The sequence below is a fragment of the Paenibacillus lycopersici genome (assembly GCF_010119935.1).
Lineage (GTDB): Bacteria > Bacillota > Bacilli > Paenibacillales > Paenibacillaceae > Paenibacillus_Z > Paenibacillus_Z lycopersici.
Map to the genome: position 1 here is coordinate 2,694,174 of NZ_CP048209.1, position 14,493 is coordinate 2,708,666.

13 protein-coding genes are annotated in these 14,493 nt (G+C 59.2%); all 13 read left to right on the forward strand.

Going from position 1 to position 14,493, the window contains the following annotated elements:
* Positions 1-9 precede the first annotated feature (9 nt).
* A complete protein-coding gene (locus GXP70_RS11905) occupies positions 10-1,008 on the forward strand; it encodes a biotin--[acetyl-CoA-carboxylase] ligase (RefSeq protein WP_162356894.1) in 999 nt (332 codons plus the stop codon).
* 432 nt (positions 1,009-1,440) lie between these two features.
* Complete coding sequence (gene panB / locus GXP70_RS11910) at positions 1,441-2,382, forward strand: 3-methyl-2-oxobutanoate hydroxymethyltransferase (protein WP_162356896.1); 942 nt, start codon at positions 1,441-1,443, stop codon at positions 2,380-2,382.
* Positions 2,379-3,311 (forward strand): pantoate--beta-alanine ligase, encoded by a 933-nt coding sequence (gene panC / locus GXP70_RS11915; protein ID WP_162356898.1) that lies wholly within the window; start codon positions 2,379-2,381, stop codon positions 3,309-3,311. Before panB ends, panC begins: the two co-directional genes overlap by 4 nt.
* Positions 3,262-3,645 (forward strand): aspartate 1-decarboxylase, encoded by a 384-nt coding sequence (gene panD, locus GXP70_RS11920; protein ID WP_162356900.1) that lies wholly within the window; start codon positions 3,262-3,264, stop codon positions 3,643-3,645. The genes panC and panD overlap by 50 nt, the downstream gene beginning before the upstream one ends.
* Positions 3,646-3,849: 204 nt before the next feature.
* Positions 3,850-4,617, forward strand: coding sequence for a tetratricopeptide repeat protein (locus GXP70_RS11925; RefSeq protein WP_162356902.1), 768 nt, complete (start codon positions 3,850-3,852; stop codon positions 4,615-4,617).
* Between the two features lie 112 nt (positions 4,618-4,729).
* Positions 4,730-7,630 (forward strand): ATP-dependent DNA helicase DinG, encoded by a 2,901-nt coding sequence (gene dinG / locus GXP70_RS11930; RefSeq protein WP_162356904.1) that lies wholly within the window; start codon positions 4,730-4,732, stop codon positions 7,628-7,630.
* Complete coding sequence (locus GXP70_RS11935; protein WP_162356906.1) at positions 7,627-8,280, forward strand: redox-sensing transcriptional repressor Rex; 654 nt, start codon at positions 7,627-7,629, stop codon at positions 8,278-8,280. The genes dinG and GXP70_RS11935 overlap by 4 nt, the downstream gene beginning before the upstream one ends.
* The gene (locus tag GXP70_RS11940) at positions 8,261-9,562 is read left to right on the forward strand and encodes an amidohydrolase (RefSeq protein ID WP_162356908.1); all 1,302 of its coding nucleotides are present in this window, start codon (positions 8,261-8,263) and stop codon (positions 9,560-9,562) included. The genes GXP70_RS11935 and GXP70_RS11940 overlap by 20 nt, the downstream gene beginning before the upstream one ends.
* Before the next feature lie 32 nt (positions 9,563-9,594).
* Positions 9,595-10,083 carry a cell wall elongation regulator TseB-like domain-containing protein gene (locus tag GXP70_RS11945; RefSeq protein ID WP_162356910.1) on the forward strand — a complete coding sequence of 163 codons (489 nt, stop codon included), beginning with the start codon at positions 9,595-9,597 and terminating at the stop codon, positions 10,081-10,083.
* Positions 10,084-10,229: 146 nt separating this feature from the next.
* Positions 10,230-10,766 (forward strand): hypothetical protein, encoded by a 537-nt coding sequence (locus GXP70_RS11950; protein WP_162356912.1) that lies wholly within the window; start codon positions 10,230-10,232, stop codon positions 10,764-10,766.
* On the forward strand, positions 10,759-12,279 hold the full coding sequence (locus GXP70_RS11955; protein WP_162356914.1) for an AAA family ATPase: 1,521 nt from the start codon (positions 10,759-10,761) through the stop codon (positions 12,277-12,279). Before GXP70_RS11950 ends, GXP70_RS11955 begins: the two co-directional genes overlap by 8 nt.
* Before the next feature lie 141 nt (positions 12,280-12,420).
* Positions 12,421-13,254, forward strand: coding sequence for a 3-hydroxyacyl-CoA dehydrogenase family protein (locus tag GXP70_RS11960; RefSeq protein WP_263864130.1), 834 nt, complete (start codon positions 12,421-12,423; stop codon positions 13,252-13,254).
* Positions 13,251-14,456 (forward strand): acetate/propionate family kinase, encoded by a 1,206-nt coding sequence (locus GXP70_RS11965; RefSeq protein WP_162356918.1) that lies wholly within the window; start codon positions 13,251-13,253, stop codon positions 14,454-14,456. Before GXP70_RS11960 ends, GXP70_RS11965 begins: the two co-directional genes overlap by 4 nt.
* Positions 14,457-14,493 lie beyond the last annotated feature (37 nt).

Genomic DNA, 14,493 nt, shown 5'->3' on the forward strand with positions numbered 1-14,493 from the left:
TGACATATGATGAATAACCGCATTCTTGAGCTGCTCGAACAGCAGCAGGGCGAAGGCTACTTGTCCGGCGAGCTGCTCAGCCAAGAGCTGCGAATCAGCCGGACGGCGATCTGGAAACAGATCAAGAAGCTCGAATCCGCCGGCTACCAGATCGAAGCGTCGCGTCGGCTCGGCTACCGGCTCGTCGGCCGGCCATCGAAGCTGACGCCGCAAAGCCTCGCCTTGAAGCTGCAGGAGATGAACGTGTCGATGATCAGCGGCATCCGGCTGTTCGACGAGGTCGATTCGACGCAAAACATCGCGCATCGGCTCGCCGAGGACGGAGCGCCCGAAGGGACGCTCGTCATCGCGGAGCAGCAGACGAACGGCCGCGGACGCATGGGACGCAAATGGGTGTCTCCGGCAGGCAAGGGCATCTGGATGAGCTTCGTCCTGCGTCCGGGCATGCCGATTCATTTCGCGCCCCAGTTGACGCTGCTGACGGCGGTCGCGCTGTGCCGGGCGCTGCGCGCCGCGGCGCAGCCGCTCGATATCGGCATCAAATGGCCGAACGACCTGCTCATCGGCGGCAAGAAAATCAGCGGCATCCTGCTGGAGTCGACGGCCGAAGAGGAACGGCTGCGCTACGTAATCGCGGGCGTCGGCATCAGCGTGAACTTAACGGCGGACGATTACCCGCCGGAGCTGCTCGATATCGCGACATCGCTGCGCATCCAGCTCGGCAAGCCGCTTGACCGCAGCGAGATCATCGCCGGGTTCTTCGCACAGTTCCAGCAGCTCTACGCGATCTATCAGCGGGAAGGCTTCTCGCCGATCCAGATGCTATGGGAGGCGCTGTCGGTCACGCTCCATAAGCCGACGCGGCTCTTCATCGATGGCGCGGAAACGATCGCCACGCCGATCGGCCTGAGCGAGCAGGGCGCCCTGCTCGCACGGAAGGACGACGGCACGGTCGTCCCGTTATTTTCGGCCGAACAGCTGCTCCCCGCGGGGGATAACCGTTCATAGACGGGGAACTTTTTTTTTGATATACTCGCCTTACCAGTCATGCTTCGAACCGGGGCGGTATCGCGCATCGCGAACCGCACCCAGGCAGAAGAAGCATGTAGCAGAATAAGGATGATACGCCACATCAGCAAGACTGTGCGATTCTGCTCTGAGCCGTCAGGGACCGAGACAGAAGGAGCCCGCTTGTAATGCAGGTGCGTATAAGGTTCGCTTTGTACGGAACTTGTATTTCCCGGAAGTGAAGCTTCAGGCCGTGCAGTCGGCGACCGCCGTTTCACCCGGGCCAGGATGTTCCTTTTTGACTTGGAGCCTTTTAAGCGGCGGCTGAAAGGTTTTTTTGCGTTGATCACATAGGACGAACGCCGATCGTGAAAGCTTTAACTAGGCATGAGCCACGCGGACGCCCATCCAATCCGAAGGAGGACGAAACCCATGAAACAAGCGTTGACGATTACGAAATTACGGAAAATGAAACAGAACGGCGAGCCGATTTCCATGCTCACCGCGTACGATTACCCTGCCGCCAAGCTGGCGGAGGAAGCGGAGATCGACATTATACTCGTCGGGGATTCGCTCGGCAACGTCGTGCTCGGCTACGATACGACGATTCCCGTGACGTTAGACGATATGGTGTACCACAGCCGGACGGTAGCCCGGGGAGCAAGACATACATTCATCGTCGCGGATATGCCGTTCATGACGTATCATACCGGCAAAGAAACGACGCTCAGGAATGCGGCCAGACTGATGCAGGAAGGCCATGCGCATGCCGTGAAGATGGAAGGCGGCGCGGAGATCGCGGAGGAAGTGGCGGCGCTCGTTCGTGCCGGCATTCCCGTCATGGGCCATCTCGGCCTGACGCCGCAATCGGTGCATCAGCTCGGCGGCTACAAGGTACAAGGCAAGCTGGAGAAGGAAGCGCAGCGGCTCGTCGAAGACGCCAAGGCGCTGGAAGCCGCCGGCGCGTTCGCCATCGTGCTCGAGCTGGTGACGGAGCCGCTGGCCGAAGCCATTACCTCGTCGCTGTCCATTCCGATTATCGGTATCGGAGCGGGCCGCGGCTGCGACGGTCAAGTGCTCGTGTACCATGATATCCTGCAATACGCATCGCCTTATCATGAGAAACGGTTCGTCAAAACGTACGCGGATATCGGCACGACGATCCGGAGCGCCATCAGCGCGTACGTGAGCGACGTCAAGACGCGCGAGTTCCCGCAGCAGGCGCATGCGTTTCCGATGGAGCAGGAAGTGCTGCTGCGGCTGTACGGCAGCGGAGGCGATTCCGGCACCGCGAACGACAACGCGGGCCAGAAGCAAGCGAAGGAAACGCCCGCTTCGGCGGCGGATGCGGCGCAGGGAGGCGGCCAGCCATGATTCTCTGCACGACGATTACCGAATTGAAAGCGGCGCTGGCCCGTCAGCGGAGCAAATCGCCGAACGGTTTCGTCGGTCTCGTGCCGACGATGGGCTACCTGCACGAGGGCCATGCCAGCTTGATGCGGCGCGCCGGCAGCGAATGCGAGTTTACGGTCGTATCCGTCTTCGTCAACCCGCTGCAATTCGGTCCGAGCGAAGATTTCGACCGCTACCCGCGCGATCTGGAGCGCGATGCCGCGCTTGCGGAGCATAACGGCGCCGATCTGTTGTTCGCGCCTTCCGTCAGCGAAATGTACCCGACGAAGCCGCTGACCCGCGTGCTGATCAGCGAAGTGACGGAGTCGTTATGCGGCGCTTCCCGGCCGGGGCATTTCGACGGCGTCGGAACCGTCGTCAGCAAGCTGTTCAACCTCGTGCAGCCGGACCGCGCCTACTTCGGCATGAAAGACGCGCAGCAGGTGGCGGTTATCCAGCAGATGGCGAACGATCTCAACATGCCGGTCGACATCATCCCATGCGAGACGGTGCGCGAGCCGGACGGATTGGCGATGAGTTCGCGCAACGTCTACTTGGAGCCGGAGCAGCGCAAGCAAGCGCTAGTTCTCTCCCATACGCTTCAACTGGCGGGCGAGCTGCTCCTTCAGCCGGCGATGACGGCGGGCGAGCTGCTGCGCGCGGCGATCGCCAACATTCGCACCGCGCCGCTGGCCGTCATCGATTACGTGGAATTGCTGCATTATCCTTCCTTGCGGCCGCTCGACCCCGAGCGCAAGCTTGCGGAGCTGCATGATCGACTTATTCTCGCGCTGGCCGTGAAATTCGGCGGCACGCGCTTGATCGATAACCGACTATTCCAACCTGCCGGAGGTGAACCGCATGTTCAGAACCATGATGAAATCCAAGCTGCATCGGGCAACCGTCACTGAGGCGAACCTCAATTATGTCGGCAGCATCACGATCGACGAGGATTTAATGGAAATGGCCGATATCTGGCCGAACGAGAAAGTTCAGATCGTCAACAACAACAATGGCGCACGGCTGGAAACGTACGTCATTACCGGTCCGCGCGGCTCCGGCGTCATTTGCTTGAACGGCGCGGCGGCCCGCCTGGTACAACCGGGCGACAATGTCATTATTATCGCTTACGGTACGATGACGGACGAGGAAGCGCGCGCGTACAAACCGAAAGTCGTCATTTTGGATGCGGCCAACAAGCCCGTCCAATTGATGAACGAGGAGCTGCACGCCACGATTATGTAAGCTCGCTGAATTGCATTTCCCGACTTTTGTCGTGAAAGGGATGAATGCTGAAACCAATCAGCGTCAGCGCTGTGATACGTTTGGGATGGAGTATGAAAAGCGGTGCCCGGGCAAAGAATGAGCACATGGTGAATCGACTGCCGCCGTTCTTCCGGCGGCGCGGGCTTCATTCTCTACGACAACGGCGCGAAGGTGGTGCGTACCATGTTCAAGCATGTATTTGCAACGATGCAGGACATTCTCCGGGACATTATAATCCATTATCCGCATGCAAACGACACAGAGCGCAAACGACTGGATGAGCAATTAGCCAAGCTGAAGCAATTCAGCGATCAATTCATCGAGGAATGGCTGCAGTTCGAAGAGAACATGGCCGATTTCCGCGACTTGAAGCAGCAGTGCTGCAACAGCGAACAGAAGAACGCGGCACCGAATACGGAGCAGGCGAAGGCGGCGACGGGAGCGGCGGACTATCCGAAAATCATTTCCGCCGCTCCGCCGGCGTCCCCCGGTCCAGCGGCCGTACAGGGGCAAGCGTCAAGCATGCAGAGCAAGGATCCGGAAACGGCGGATGAGCTGTACCGGTCGATGTCGAAAGGCCAAGGCTATTTCAAGCTGCTGATGTTCCGCGATGCGGCCAAGCATTTCGAACAAGCCGTCGCTTTGTTCCCGGATGATAACCGGGCGCGCTTGTTCCTCGGCATGACCTTCATGCATTTGCAGGAATGGCATGAGGCGCAGCGGCATTTTCAGCTGCTCGTCGAAGTGACGGAGCATCCGAAATGGCGGGCGCTCGGCTTGAACGCGCTGGGCTGCATTCAAGCGGTTCGGATGAACCTGGCGCAGGCGGCCCATTATTTCGAGAAGGCGCACGAGGCCGACCCGGATTTCACCGATCCGCTGGCCAACATGAAATCATGCGAGCAGCAGGCGGGTCAATTATCGCTTTATTTTGGCAGCGGCCAGCTATAACGGAACGCGCATCGTGCAGTGCAGCCGTTTCGCATGGAAGAACCGTGCACCGATCCGTCTGTTTTGGCTTCGGTGCACGGATTTTTCCGAACTTGGGGAGGATAAGTACCGGATGAATTATGCCGTACTGGATTTAGAAACGACCGGCCACGGCGCCGGCGATGAAATTATACAGGTCGGCCTCGTTCTGATGGACGAGGATATGAAGGTCGTGCGGACGTACAGCTCGTTCGTCAAGCCGACCATTCCGATTCCCGCTTTCATAACGGGGCTGACCGGCATCGACGATTCGATGACGGCGGACGCGCCCGAGCTGGAGGAAGTGCTGCTCGAGGTCGTGCCGCTGCTCAGCGATTCCGTGCTCGTGGCGCATAATGTCGGGTTCGACGCCGGGTTTCTGAATGCGGCGCTGGACCGGTGCGGCTATGTATCGTTCGACGGCAGGCGGCTGGACACCATCGGACTGCTGCGGATTTTGTATCCGACATTGACGACTTATCAGCTCGGCGCGGTGACGGAAGTATTCGGCATCGCGCATGATCGGCATCACCAAGCGGACAGCGACGCCATGGCAACGGCGGAGCTGTTCGCTGCTTGCTGTCGCAAGCTGGAAAGCCTTCCGCTCCTCACGATTCAGCGGCTGGCGCAAATCCTCGGCGACGAGACGGACGATCTCGGCTGGCTCATGTCGCAGTTCGCGCTGAAGAAAGAAATGCAGTCCGCGATCGATATGGACGCCTACGCCTACTTCCGGCAATTCGCCATGAAAGCCGGCGATTGGACGGAAGAGCAGCATCCGCGCGGCGAAGACGAGCAGGCAGCGTCGGCTGCGGATTGGACGTTCCCGGCGTTCCTCGATCATATTAAGACAGGCATCGCCGCGATCGTGCCGGGCTACGAAGAACGGGAACCGCAGAACATGATGTTCCAGGAAGTGATCGATGCCTTCGAAGCGGAGCGCCATCTGCTGATCGAAGCGGGCACGGGCACGGGCAAATCGCTCGGCTATCTGATCCCCGCACTCTACTATGGTGTCCAGCATAATAAGAAGATAGTCGTCAGCACGCACACGATCAATCTTCAGGAACAGCTGCGATCAAGAGATTTGCCGCTCCTGCTCGCCGTGATGCCCTATCCGTTCAAAGCTGCAGTCTTCAAAGGACGCGGCAATTATTTATGCCTGCGCAAGTTCGAGAACAAGGTGAATATGCGCGATTTTCAGGCGCCTGCCGAAGACCGCATTACGGCAGCGCAAATGGTCGTCTGGCTCAGCGAATCGGATCACGGCGACCAGGAGGAGCTGAATTTCGGCAACCGGGGCGCCGACTTCTGGAGCGTCGTCGCAAGCGATGCGGATTCCTGCCTTAACCGCAGCTGTCCCTGGTTCAAGCGCTGTTATTATCACCGCGCGAAGCAGGAAGCGAACATCGCCGACGTCGTGATTACGAACCATTCGATGCTGTTCACCGATATCCGCGCGGATCATCGGCTGCTGCCGGGCTACGAGCATCTCATTCTGGACGAGGCGCATCATCTGGAAGACGTTGCAGGCAAGCATCTCGGCACTCAAGTCTCGTATTATTCCATCCAGCAGCCCGTATTCCGCTTATGCAAGGATGCCCGTAACGGCCAATTGATCGCGCTTAACAGCAGACTGGCGAACGAGAACGTGGAACAGACGCAGAAATGGCGGGAAGAGATCGACGAAGTCGTTCCGGTATTCGGCGAGCTGCGCGATGAATGGGACAGGCTGTTCGAGCTGTTATACGGCTTGATGAGCGCCGGCGCATCCGGCGCAAGGAACGCGGCGCAGGACGGCGCGGGAAGCGGCGAGGCGGGACAATACGTGCTCCGCCTGCGCGGCGGCAAGCTGCCCGAGCTGTGGAAGGAAGCGCAATTGATCGAAGAAGCGGTGCACGGCTACTTGAGCCAGATCGTGCGGCCGCTGGATAAAGTATTCGCGGCGATCAAGGAGGAGATCGACGATCCGGGCATCGCGGCGCTCGTCACGGATTTGAGCGGCACCGTCAAGGATCTGGCGAGAGCCCGAGACGACTTGCGCCAGTTCATGAAGGCGGATCAAACGGATACGGTGTATTGGCTCGAGGCAAGCAGCGTATCGCGGGCGAAATCGGTGCAGCTGTATGCCGTGCCGGCCGACGTAAGCAGTCAGCTGCGCACGTATTTCTTCGATGCGAAGCGAAGCGTCATCATGACCTCCGCGACGCTGTCCGTGCAGAAGTCGTTCCAGTACGCGTGCGAGCAGCTCGGCTTGGCCGGCGAAGAGGAGGCGGGCCGACTGAAGACGGTCCAGCTGCCGTCTCCGTTCAACTATCGGGAACAGGCGCTCGTCATCATCCCCCGCAACTTCCCGGTGCTCAAAGGTGCCTCGGGCGATCCGATGTTCAACGAGCTGCTCGTCAAGTCGCTGACGGAAACGGCGATCGAGACGAAAGGCCGGATGCTGGTGCTGTTCACGTCCTACAAGATGCTGAAGCAGGTGTACGAGCCGCTCAAGGAAGCGCTCGTCCATCACGACATTCAGGTGCTCGGCCAGGGCATCGACAGCAGCAACCGGAGCAAGCTGACCCGAAGGTTTCAGCAGCAGGCGGCTTCCGTTCTGCTCGGGACGAGCAGCTTCTGGGAAGGCGTCGACATTCCCGGAGACGCGCTCACCTGTCTCGCCATCGTCCGCCTGCCGTTCCAGCCGCCGAACCATCCGCTTGTCGAAGCGAAATCGGAGCTGCTGCAGGAACAGAAGCAGAATCCGTTCATGAAGCTGTCGATTCCGCAGGCGGTCATCCGCTTCAAGCAAGGCTTCGGCCGGCTCGTGCGCACGGGCAGCGACCGCGGCATCGTCCTTATCTATGATACGCGCGTCATCGATACGTACTACGGCAAGTATTTTCTCTATTCGCTCCCGGGACCTAAGATTGAAACGATGCATGTGGATCAGATCGTTCCGCGCATGCGCGAATGGCTGACACCACGAGAAGAAGGAGTGGAATTATGAAACCGATGAAAATATCCGAAGCGGTCGTTCGCAGGCTTCCCGTGTATTTGCAAGTGCTGAACGACTTGCATATGCGGGATGTGCAGACGGTTTCATCGCAGGAGCTTGGCAACAGGCTTGACCTGAATCCCGCTCAAATCCGTAAGGATCTCGCCTATTTCGGCGATTTCGGCCGGAAGGGAATCGGTTATGACGTCACGTATCTGATCGAGAAGATCAAGCAGATTCTGAAGCTGGACCAGCCGCTTAACGTGGCGCTTGTCGGCGCGGGGAATTTGGGCCGCGCGTTGTGCAATTACAACATGTACTTGAAGGACAATATGAAAATAACGGCCGTATTCGACATTAATCCGTCGATGATCGGCGTGTCGATCAACGGCTTGACCGTGCTGCCGATGGAGAAGCTGGCGGAGACGATCCAGGATCTGAGCATTCGGATCGGCATCATTACCGTGCCGGCTGCCGAAGCGCAGAACGTGGCCGATCAATTCGTCGAAGCGGGCGTGGACGGCATCCTTAATTTCGCGCCGACGATTCTGCGCGTGCAGGACCAAGTGCGGATTCATTACGCGAATTTCACGACCGAGCTGATGAGCCTGGCGTATTACTTGAACGAAGAGGAGAACGAAGATGAAGCGGATCTGGATTAAAGACGGTACCTTCGTCACGATGGACGATGCCCGTCCCGTGCTGAAAGGCCATATGGTTATCGAAGGCGACACCATTCTGTATCTGGACGAAGCGCTGCCGGAACCGGCGCCGGAAGGCGCGGAAGTGATCGACGGGAACGGTTTCGTCTATATGCCGGGCCTGATCAACACCCACGGCCATGCCGCCATGTCGCTGCTGCGCGGCTATTCCGACGACGAGGCGCTGCAAGTATGGCTCGAACAGAAGATGTGGCCGATGGAAGGCAAATACACGGACGAAGACGCGCGCTGGGGCACGGCGCTCGCGGTCAGCGAGATGCTGCGTTCGGGGACGACGACGTTCGTCGACATGTACGACCGGATGCATATCGTGGCGGAAGTCGTGGAGCAATCGGGGATGCGCGGCTTGCTGACGCGCGGCGTCATCGGTCTATGCCCGCCGGACGTGCAGACGGCCAAGCTGAACGAGGCGAAACAGTTCGCGCGGGATTGGAACGGCCGCGCGAACGGCCGCATCCGGACGATGCTGTCGCCGCACGCGCCGTATACATGCCCGCCGGACTACATCGCCCGCATCGTCGAAGCGGCGCAAGAATTGAACGTGCCGCTCCATACGCATATGTCGGAGTCCGCGGCCGAGGTGCAGCAGAACATCGACGATTACGGCTGCCGTCCCGTCGAGCACCTGGACAAGCTCGGCTTCTTCTCGGGTCCGGCGCTCGTGGCGCATGCCGTTCACCTGACGGACGACGAAATCGCCCTGCTTGCCGAGCGCGGCGTCGGCGTCTCGCATAATCCGGCCAGCAACCTGAAGCTCGCGAGCGGGATTGCCCGCTTGCCTGATTTGTTGAAGGCCGGCGTGACGGTGTCGCTCGGAACGGACAGCGCGGCGAGCAACAACAACCTCGACCTGTTCGACGAAATCCGGCTGGCGGCGCTCATCCATAAGGGCGTATCCGGCGATCCGACCGCGGTACCGGCATGGGAAGCGCTCAAGCTGGGTACGGTTTACGGCGCGCGCGCCATCTGGCAGGAAGAGCGTATCGGCATGCTGAAGGAAGGCATGAAAGCCGACTTCATCGCCATCGACGCCGAACAGCCGCATTTCTATCCGCGGACGGAAATCGTCTCCCATCTCGTCTATTCCGGCTCAGGCCGGGATGTGAAGCATGTATGGGTCGACGGCGTACAAGTGGTTAAGAACGGCGCGTGCGTCTTCCTCGACGATGCGCAGATCCGCGCGGAGGCGCAGCGCTGCTTTGAGCGGCTGCTGTCGAGCTGATGCGCGTCAATCAATTCAAACGGGCGCCGTTCATGACGGCCAAACGATGGGTGATCCTCAGCCTGCTCGTCATCATAGCGCTGCTCGTATCCGTGAATGTCTATTACCGGTATGTGGAATCGCCCGTGTGGGCGGAACAGAAGACGGTCGAAGCGGAGGCCAAGGAACGAAGCGGACTGAAGGAAGTGACGGATTCCTACGCTTATACGTGGGACGAGCCGATCTGGGTCGTGGAAGGGAAAGACGCGAACGACGCCGATACGTACGTCTGGCTGAAGAAAGACGCCTCCATCACGCTGCGGGCAAGCGAGGGCCTGACGAAGGACGCGGTCGAAGCGCAATTCCTGAGCGAGAAGCCCGATGCCGACATCGCCCATGTCCGGCTCGGCATTTTCGGCGGAGAGCCGGTGTGGGAGATCTTCTATTCGCGCGATCAGGCCGGAACGACGTATCATTACTACGACTTCTATCGTTTCCGCGACGGCTCGCTCATCGTCATGTACAAGCTGCCGTCTCAATAAACATCGGGAATGTCAGGCGAAGCAGGATCAGCCAGTCTTCCCTGTAATTACAGGCTCCTGGAATCAACGGTCTATGATATACTTTCGTATAGCGGAATTGATAGACGAAAGTACAGCATATTCTGCGATGAAGGGAGCTTTTCGCTATGAAATTACGTCCTTTGCCGATCATGCTGACCGCCGTCATTACGGCTGGATTATTGGTCGGCGGCTGGTTCATGTACCGCAACGTAGCCGATCTGAAGCCGCTCGACCGTATCGCGACGAGCACGCCGGGCGTCGTGGAAGCCAAGCCTGTCATCGGCCGCAGCACCGTCACCGTCGATTTGACCTTAAACCGGGATGCGAATCTCCGAAGCATATACGATACGATCGCCACGAAGGGCGACGACATCATCGGCAAGAAAGAACTGAAACTGAATATTGCGAAATCCGGCTCGTCCGACAAGCTCGACGATGTGTGGTCATCGATGCTGTTCGAAATCGCGCAAGCGATGGATCACCGCAGCTACGCGGCTATTCCGGCCGCAATGAAACAGACGGAAAGCAAATACCCCGGCATTCAAGCCATGTCGGAGATGGACGACTCGAACGTCTACATTACGCTGAAGGACGACCAAGCCGTGAAATATATCGTGCTGCCGCGCGTATCCAACACGATCGGGGTGTGGCCAAATGCGTAAATACGGGAAGGAAATGCTGATCGGCTTCGTGCCGGTCTTGATTTTATTTCTTCAGTTTGCGATGAACGTCAACGTGATTCCGTTCGTGCTGCTGGCCGTGATCGTCGGCGGTTTGATCTACATGGCGAAGTCGAAGGGACATCTGGCGACGGTCGGCGGCGAGCGCAAAGGCAAGCCGCGTCCGCTGCAGCCGCTGTCGTTCGAAGAGATCGGCGGCCAGGACCGGGCGAAGCAGGAGCTGATCGAAGCGCTTGATTTCCTCGTTCACGTCGATCAAATCTCGAAATTCGGCATTCGTCCCTTGAAGGGCATTCTGCTTACGGGCCCTCCGGGAACGGGCAAAACGCTGCTGGCGAAAGCGGCGGCCAGCTACACCGATTCCGTCTATCTGGGCGCATCCGGTTCCGAATTCGTCGAAATGTACGTCGGCGTCGGCGCGAGCCGCATCCGCGATTTGTTCAAGGAAGCGCGCCAGAAGGCGGCCAAGCAGGGCAAGAGCAGCGCCGTCATCTTCATCGACGAGATCGACGTCATCGGCGGCAAACGCGACGGCGGGCAGCAGCGGGAATACGATCAGACGCTGAACCAGCTGCTGACGGAGCTCGACGGCATCCATACGTCGGACTCCCCGCGCATACTGCTGATCGGGGCGACGAACCGGAAGGAGATGCTCGACGGCGCGCTGCTTCGTCCCGGCCGGTTCGACCGCCACATCGCCGTCGATCTGCCGGATAAGAAGGGCCGCGAGCATATCTTGAATCTCCATGCGCGGAACAAGCCGATCGACGCGGACGACGTCAATCTGGAGAAGATCGCGGAGGAATCGTTCGGCTTCTCCGGCGCGCAGCTGGAGAGCGTCATGAACGAAGCGGCCATCTACGCGATGCGCGAGAATGGCGATACGATCAGCCAGCGCCATCTGTCCATGGCGATCGACAAAGTGATGATGGGCGAGCGGACCGACCGCGAAGCGACGAACGAAGAGCGCGAGCGCGTGGCGCTGCATGAGCTCGGCCATGCGATCGCGGCGGAGCTCGTCCGTCCGGGCAGCGTATCGCAGGTCGCGCTGCTGCCGCGCGGCGGCGCGCTCGGTTACGTGCGTCATAATCCGCAGCAGGACAAGTATTTGTACACGAAGGTGTTTCTGGAAAGCCAGATCATGATCGCGCTTGGCGGCGCCGCAGCCGAAGAAATGTTCTACGGCGAACGCAGCACGGGCTCGCGCGGCGATTTCGAGCAGGCGATGAACATCGTTCGTTCCATGGTGGAATCCGGATTGACGGAGCTCGGCATCATCGACGGCTCCATGATGACGCCGGACAAGTGGGCGACCGTCACCGGGGATATATTGAACGGGCTGATGCAGCGCACCAAATACATGCTCGAAGCGCATCGCAGCGTGTTCTTGTCTGCGCTCGACGTGTTGATCCGGGAAGAAACGCTGAGCGGCGACCGGTTCCGTTCGCTGCTGCAAGAGCTGACGGCCGGCCGCGGCGAAGCGATCGCGCAATAATCAAGCATGCAAGGCAACTCGAGAAGGCGGAGCCTGATCCGCCTTCTTATTTCTGTTCATAAACGGTATAATAAAGACAGACATATGGGGGTGGGCATGTTGACAGCAGTACGAAAAGTCGGCGTCGTAGGCGCCGGAACGATGGGCCAGAGCATATGCGAAATGCTTGCTTCCAACGGGCTTGACGTGTACCTGGCGGAGCAGAGCGATGACCGTCTCGCTCACGCCATCGGCTTGATCGAGCAAAGTCTGGATAAGCAAATGGAACGATGGGCGGTGACGGCTGCCGAGAAGAAGCTCGTGATGAGCCGGATTCATGCGAAGTCGTCCTTGAACGAGCTGCAAGCTTGCGAGCTGGTCATCGAAACGATAACGGAAGATTTGGACAGCAAGCTGGCGATCTTCAAGGAACTGGATGCGGTGTGCCTGCCCGAAGTCATACTGGCGAGCAATACGTCGACGCTCAGCCTGACGGAGCTGGCGAGCGTTACGTCCAGCCCGGGCCGCGTCATCGGGATGCATTTCGTCTATCCGGTCAATAAGACGGACCTGGTCGAAATCGTGCGCGGACTCAAGACGAGCGACGACGTGTTCGAGCGGACGAAGTCGTTCGTGGAAACGACAATACATAAGAAAGGCGTCATGGTGTTCGAATCGCCCGGATTCGTGACGACGAGGCTCATCTGCTTGTTCATCAACGAAGCGCTGCACGTGCTGGAGGAAGGCGTCGCCTCGGCGGAAGATATCGACAGCGCGATGCGGATCGGCTATGCGTTCCAGCACGGGCCGTTCGAGATGGCGGACCGGTTCGGCCTGGATTCCATATTGGCCGCGCTTGAGCGGATGTTCAGGGAGTACGGGGAGTTGAAATACCGCCCTTCGTTTATTTTGAAGAAAATGGTGCGCGGCGGCCAGCTTGGCGTCAAGAGCGGCCATGGCTTCTTCGCTTACGACAAGGACGGTGGCCGGCTTTGATCATTCTAGTCATGAACGCGGGCAGCTCCTCGCTCAAATACCAGCTGTACAATATGGAGAACGAATCCGTGCTCGCCGTAGGCCGGGTGGAGCGCATCGGCATGGACGCCTCGATTCTGGTGCACGAGCCGGCCGGGAAGCAGGAAGTGAACGAGGTCAGCGAAATTCTCGACCATAACACGGCGGTCCGCAAGCTGATCGATATGCTGATTCACAAAGAACACGGCGTGCTCGCTTCGATGAAGGAAATCAACGCCGTCGGCCACCGCGTCGTGCACGGGGGCGAGAGCTTCAAGCAGTCGACGCTGGTCACCGACGACGTGAAGAAAGAGATCCGCCGGCTGTTCGATCTGGCGCCGCTGCACAATCCGCCGGCGATGATGGGCATCGCGGCCGTGGAATACAATTTGCCCGAAGTGCCGCAGGTCGTCGTCTTCGATACGGCGTTCCATCAGTCGATGCCGCAGGAATCGTTCCTGTACGCGATCCCGATGGTGCTCTACCGCCGGCATAAAATCAGACGCTACGGTTTCCACGGCACGTCGCATGATTACGTCAGCAAGCACGCGGCGGCGAAGCTGGGCATGCCGCTCGAAGAACTGAAGCTCGTCACTTGCCATATCGGCAACGGCGCGAGCTGCGCGGCGATCCTGAACGGCAAGTCGTTCGACACCAGCATGGGCTTGACGCCGCTGGAAGGCTTGATGATGGGGACGCGAAGCGGAGATCTGGACCCGGCGATCGTGCCGTTTACGATGAACAAGGAAGAGCTGACGCTGAACGAAGTCAATTCGATGCTGAACAAGCACAGCGGATTGCAGGCGATCAGCGGTATCGGCAGCGACATGCGCGAGATCGTCGAGGCGATGGACGAAGGCGACAAGCAGGCGAAGCTGGCGTTCGACATGTACACGTACCGGCTGCGCAAATATATCGGCGCGTACGCGGCGGGCATGAACGGACTGGACGCCGTCGTGTTTACGGCGGGCGTCGGCGAGAATTCGGCGGCGGTGCGGAAAGCCGTCTGCGAGAACCTGACATTCCTCGGCATCGAGCTGGACGAAGCGCGCAATGCGATCCATTCCAAGGAAGCGCGTTATATTACGACCGACGACTCCCGCGTGAAGGCGCTCGTCGTGCCGACGAACGAAGAGCTGCTCATCGCCCGCGATACGTATCAATTGACGAAAGATGAGCGATAACGATAAGGCAACCTAACGATGAAGTAACATTCCATAA

Bases quoted from the DNA above. Each gene is read 5' to 3' on its own strand.
- GXP70_RS11935 (WP_162356906.1), top strand. From the start codon at position 7,627: ATGAAACCGATGAAAATATCCGAAGCGGTCGTTCGCAGGCTTCCCGTG.
- GXP70_RS11960 (WP_263864130.1), top strand. From the start codon at position 12,421: ATGGGCCAGAGCATATGCGAAATGCTTGCTTCCAACGGGCTTGACGTG.
- GXP70_RS11955 (WP_162356914.1), top strand. From the start codon at position 10,759: ATGCGTAAATACGGGAAGGAAATGCTGATCGGCTTCGTGCCGGTCTTG.
- panC (WP_162356898.1), top strand. From the start codon at position 2,379: ATGATTCTCTGCACGACGATTACCGAATTGAAAGCGGCGCTGGCCCGT.
- GXP70_RS11905 (WP_162356894.1), top strand. From the start codon at position 10: ATGAATAACCGCATTCTTGAGCTGCTCGAACAGCAGCAGGGCGAAGGC.
- GXP70_RS11950 (WP_162356912.1), top strand. From the start codon at position 10,230: ATGAAATTACGTCCTTTGCCGATCATGCTGACCGCCGTCATTACGGCT.
- dinG (WP_162356904.1), top strand. From the start codon at position 4,730: ATGAATTATGCCGTACTGGATTTAGAAACGACCGGCCACGGCGCCGGC.
- panD (WP_162356900.1), top strand. From the start codon at position 3,262: ATGTTCAGAACCATGATGAAATCCAAGCTGCATCGGGCAACCGTCACT.
- GXP70_RS11925 (WP_162356902.1), top strand. From the start codon at position 3,850: ATGTTCAAGCATGTATTTGCAACGATGCAGGACATTCTCCGGGACATT.
- GXP70_RS11940 (WP_162356908.1), top strand. From the start codon at position 8,261: ATGAAGCGGATCTGGATTAAAGACGGTACCTTCGTCACGATGGACGAT.
- GXP70_RS11945 (WP_162356910.1), top strand. From the start codon at position 9,595: ATGACGGCCAAACGATGGGTGATCCTCAGCCTGCTCGTCATCATAGCG.
- panB (WP_162356896.1), top strand. From the start codon at position 1,441: ATGAAACAAGCGTTGACGATTACGAAATTACGGAAAATGAAACAGAAC.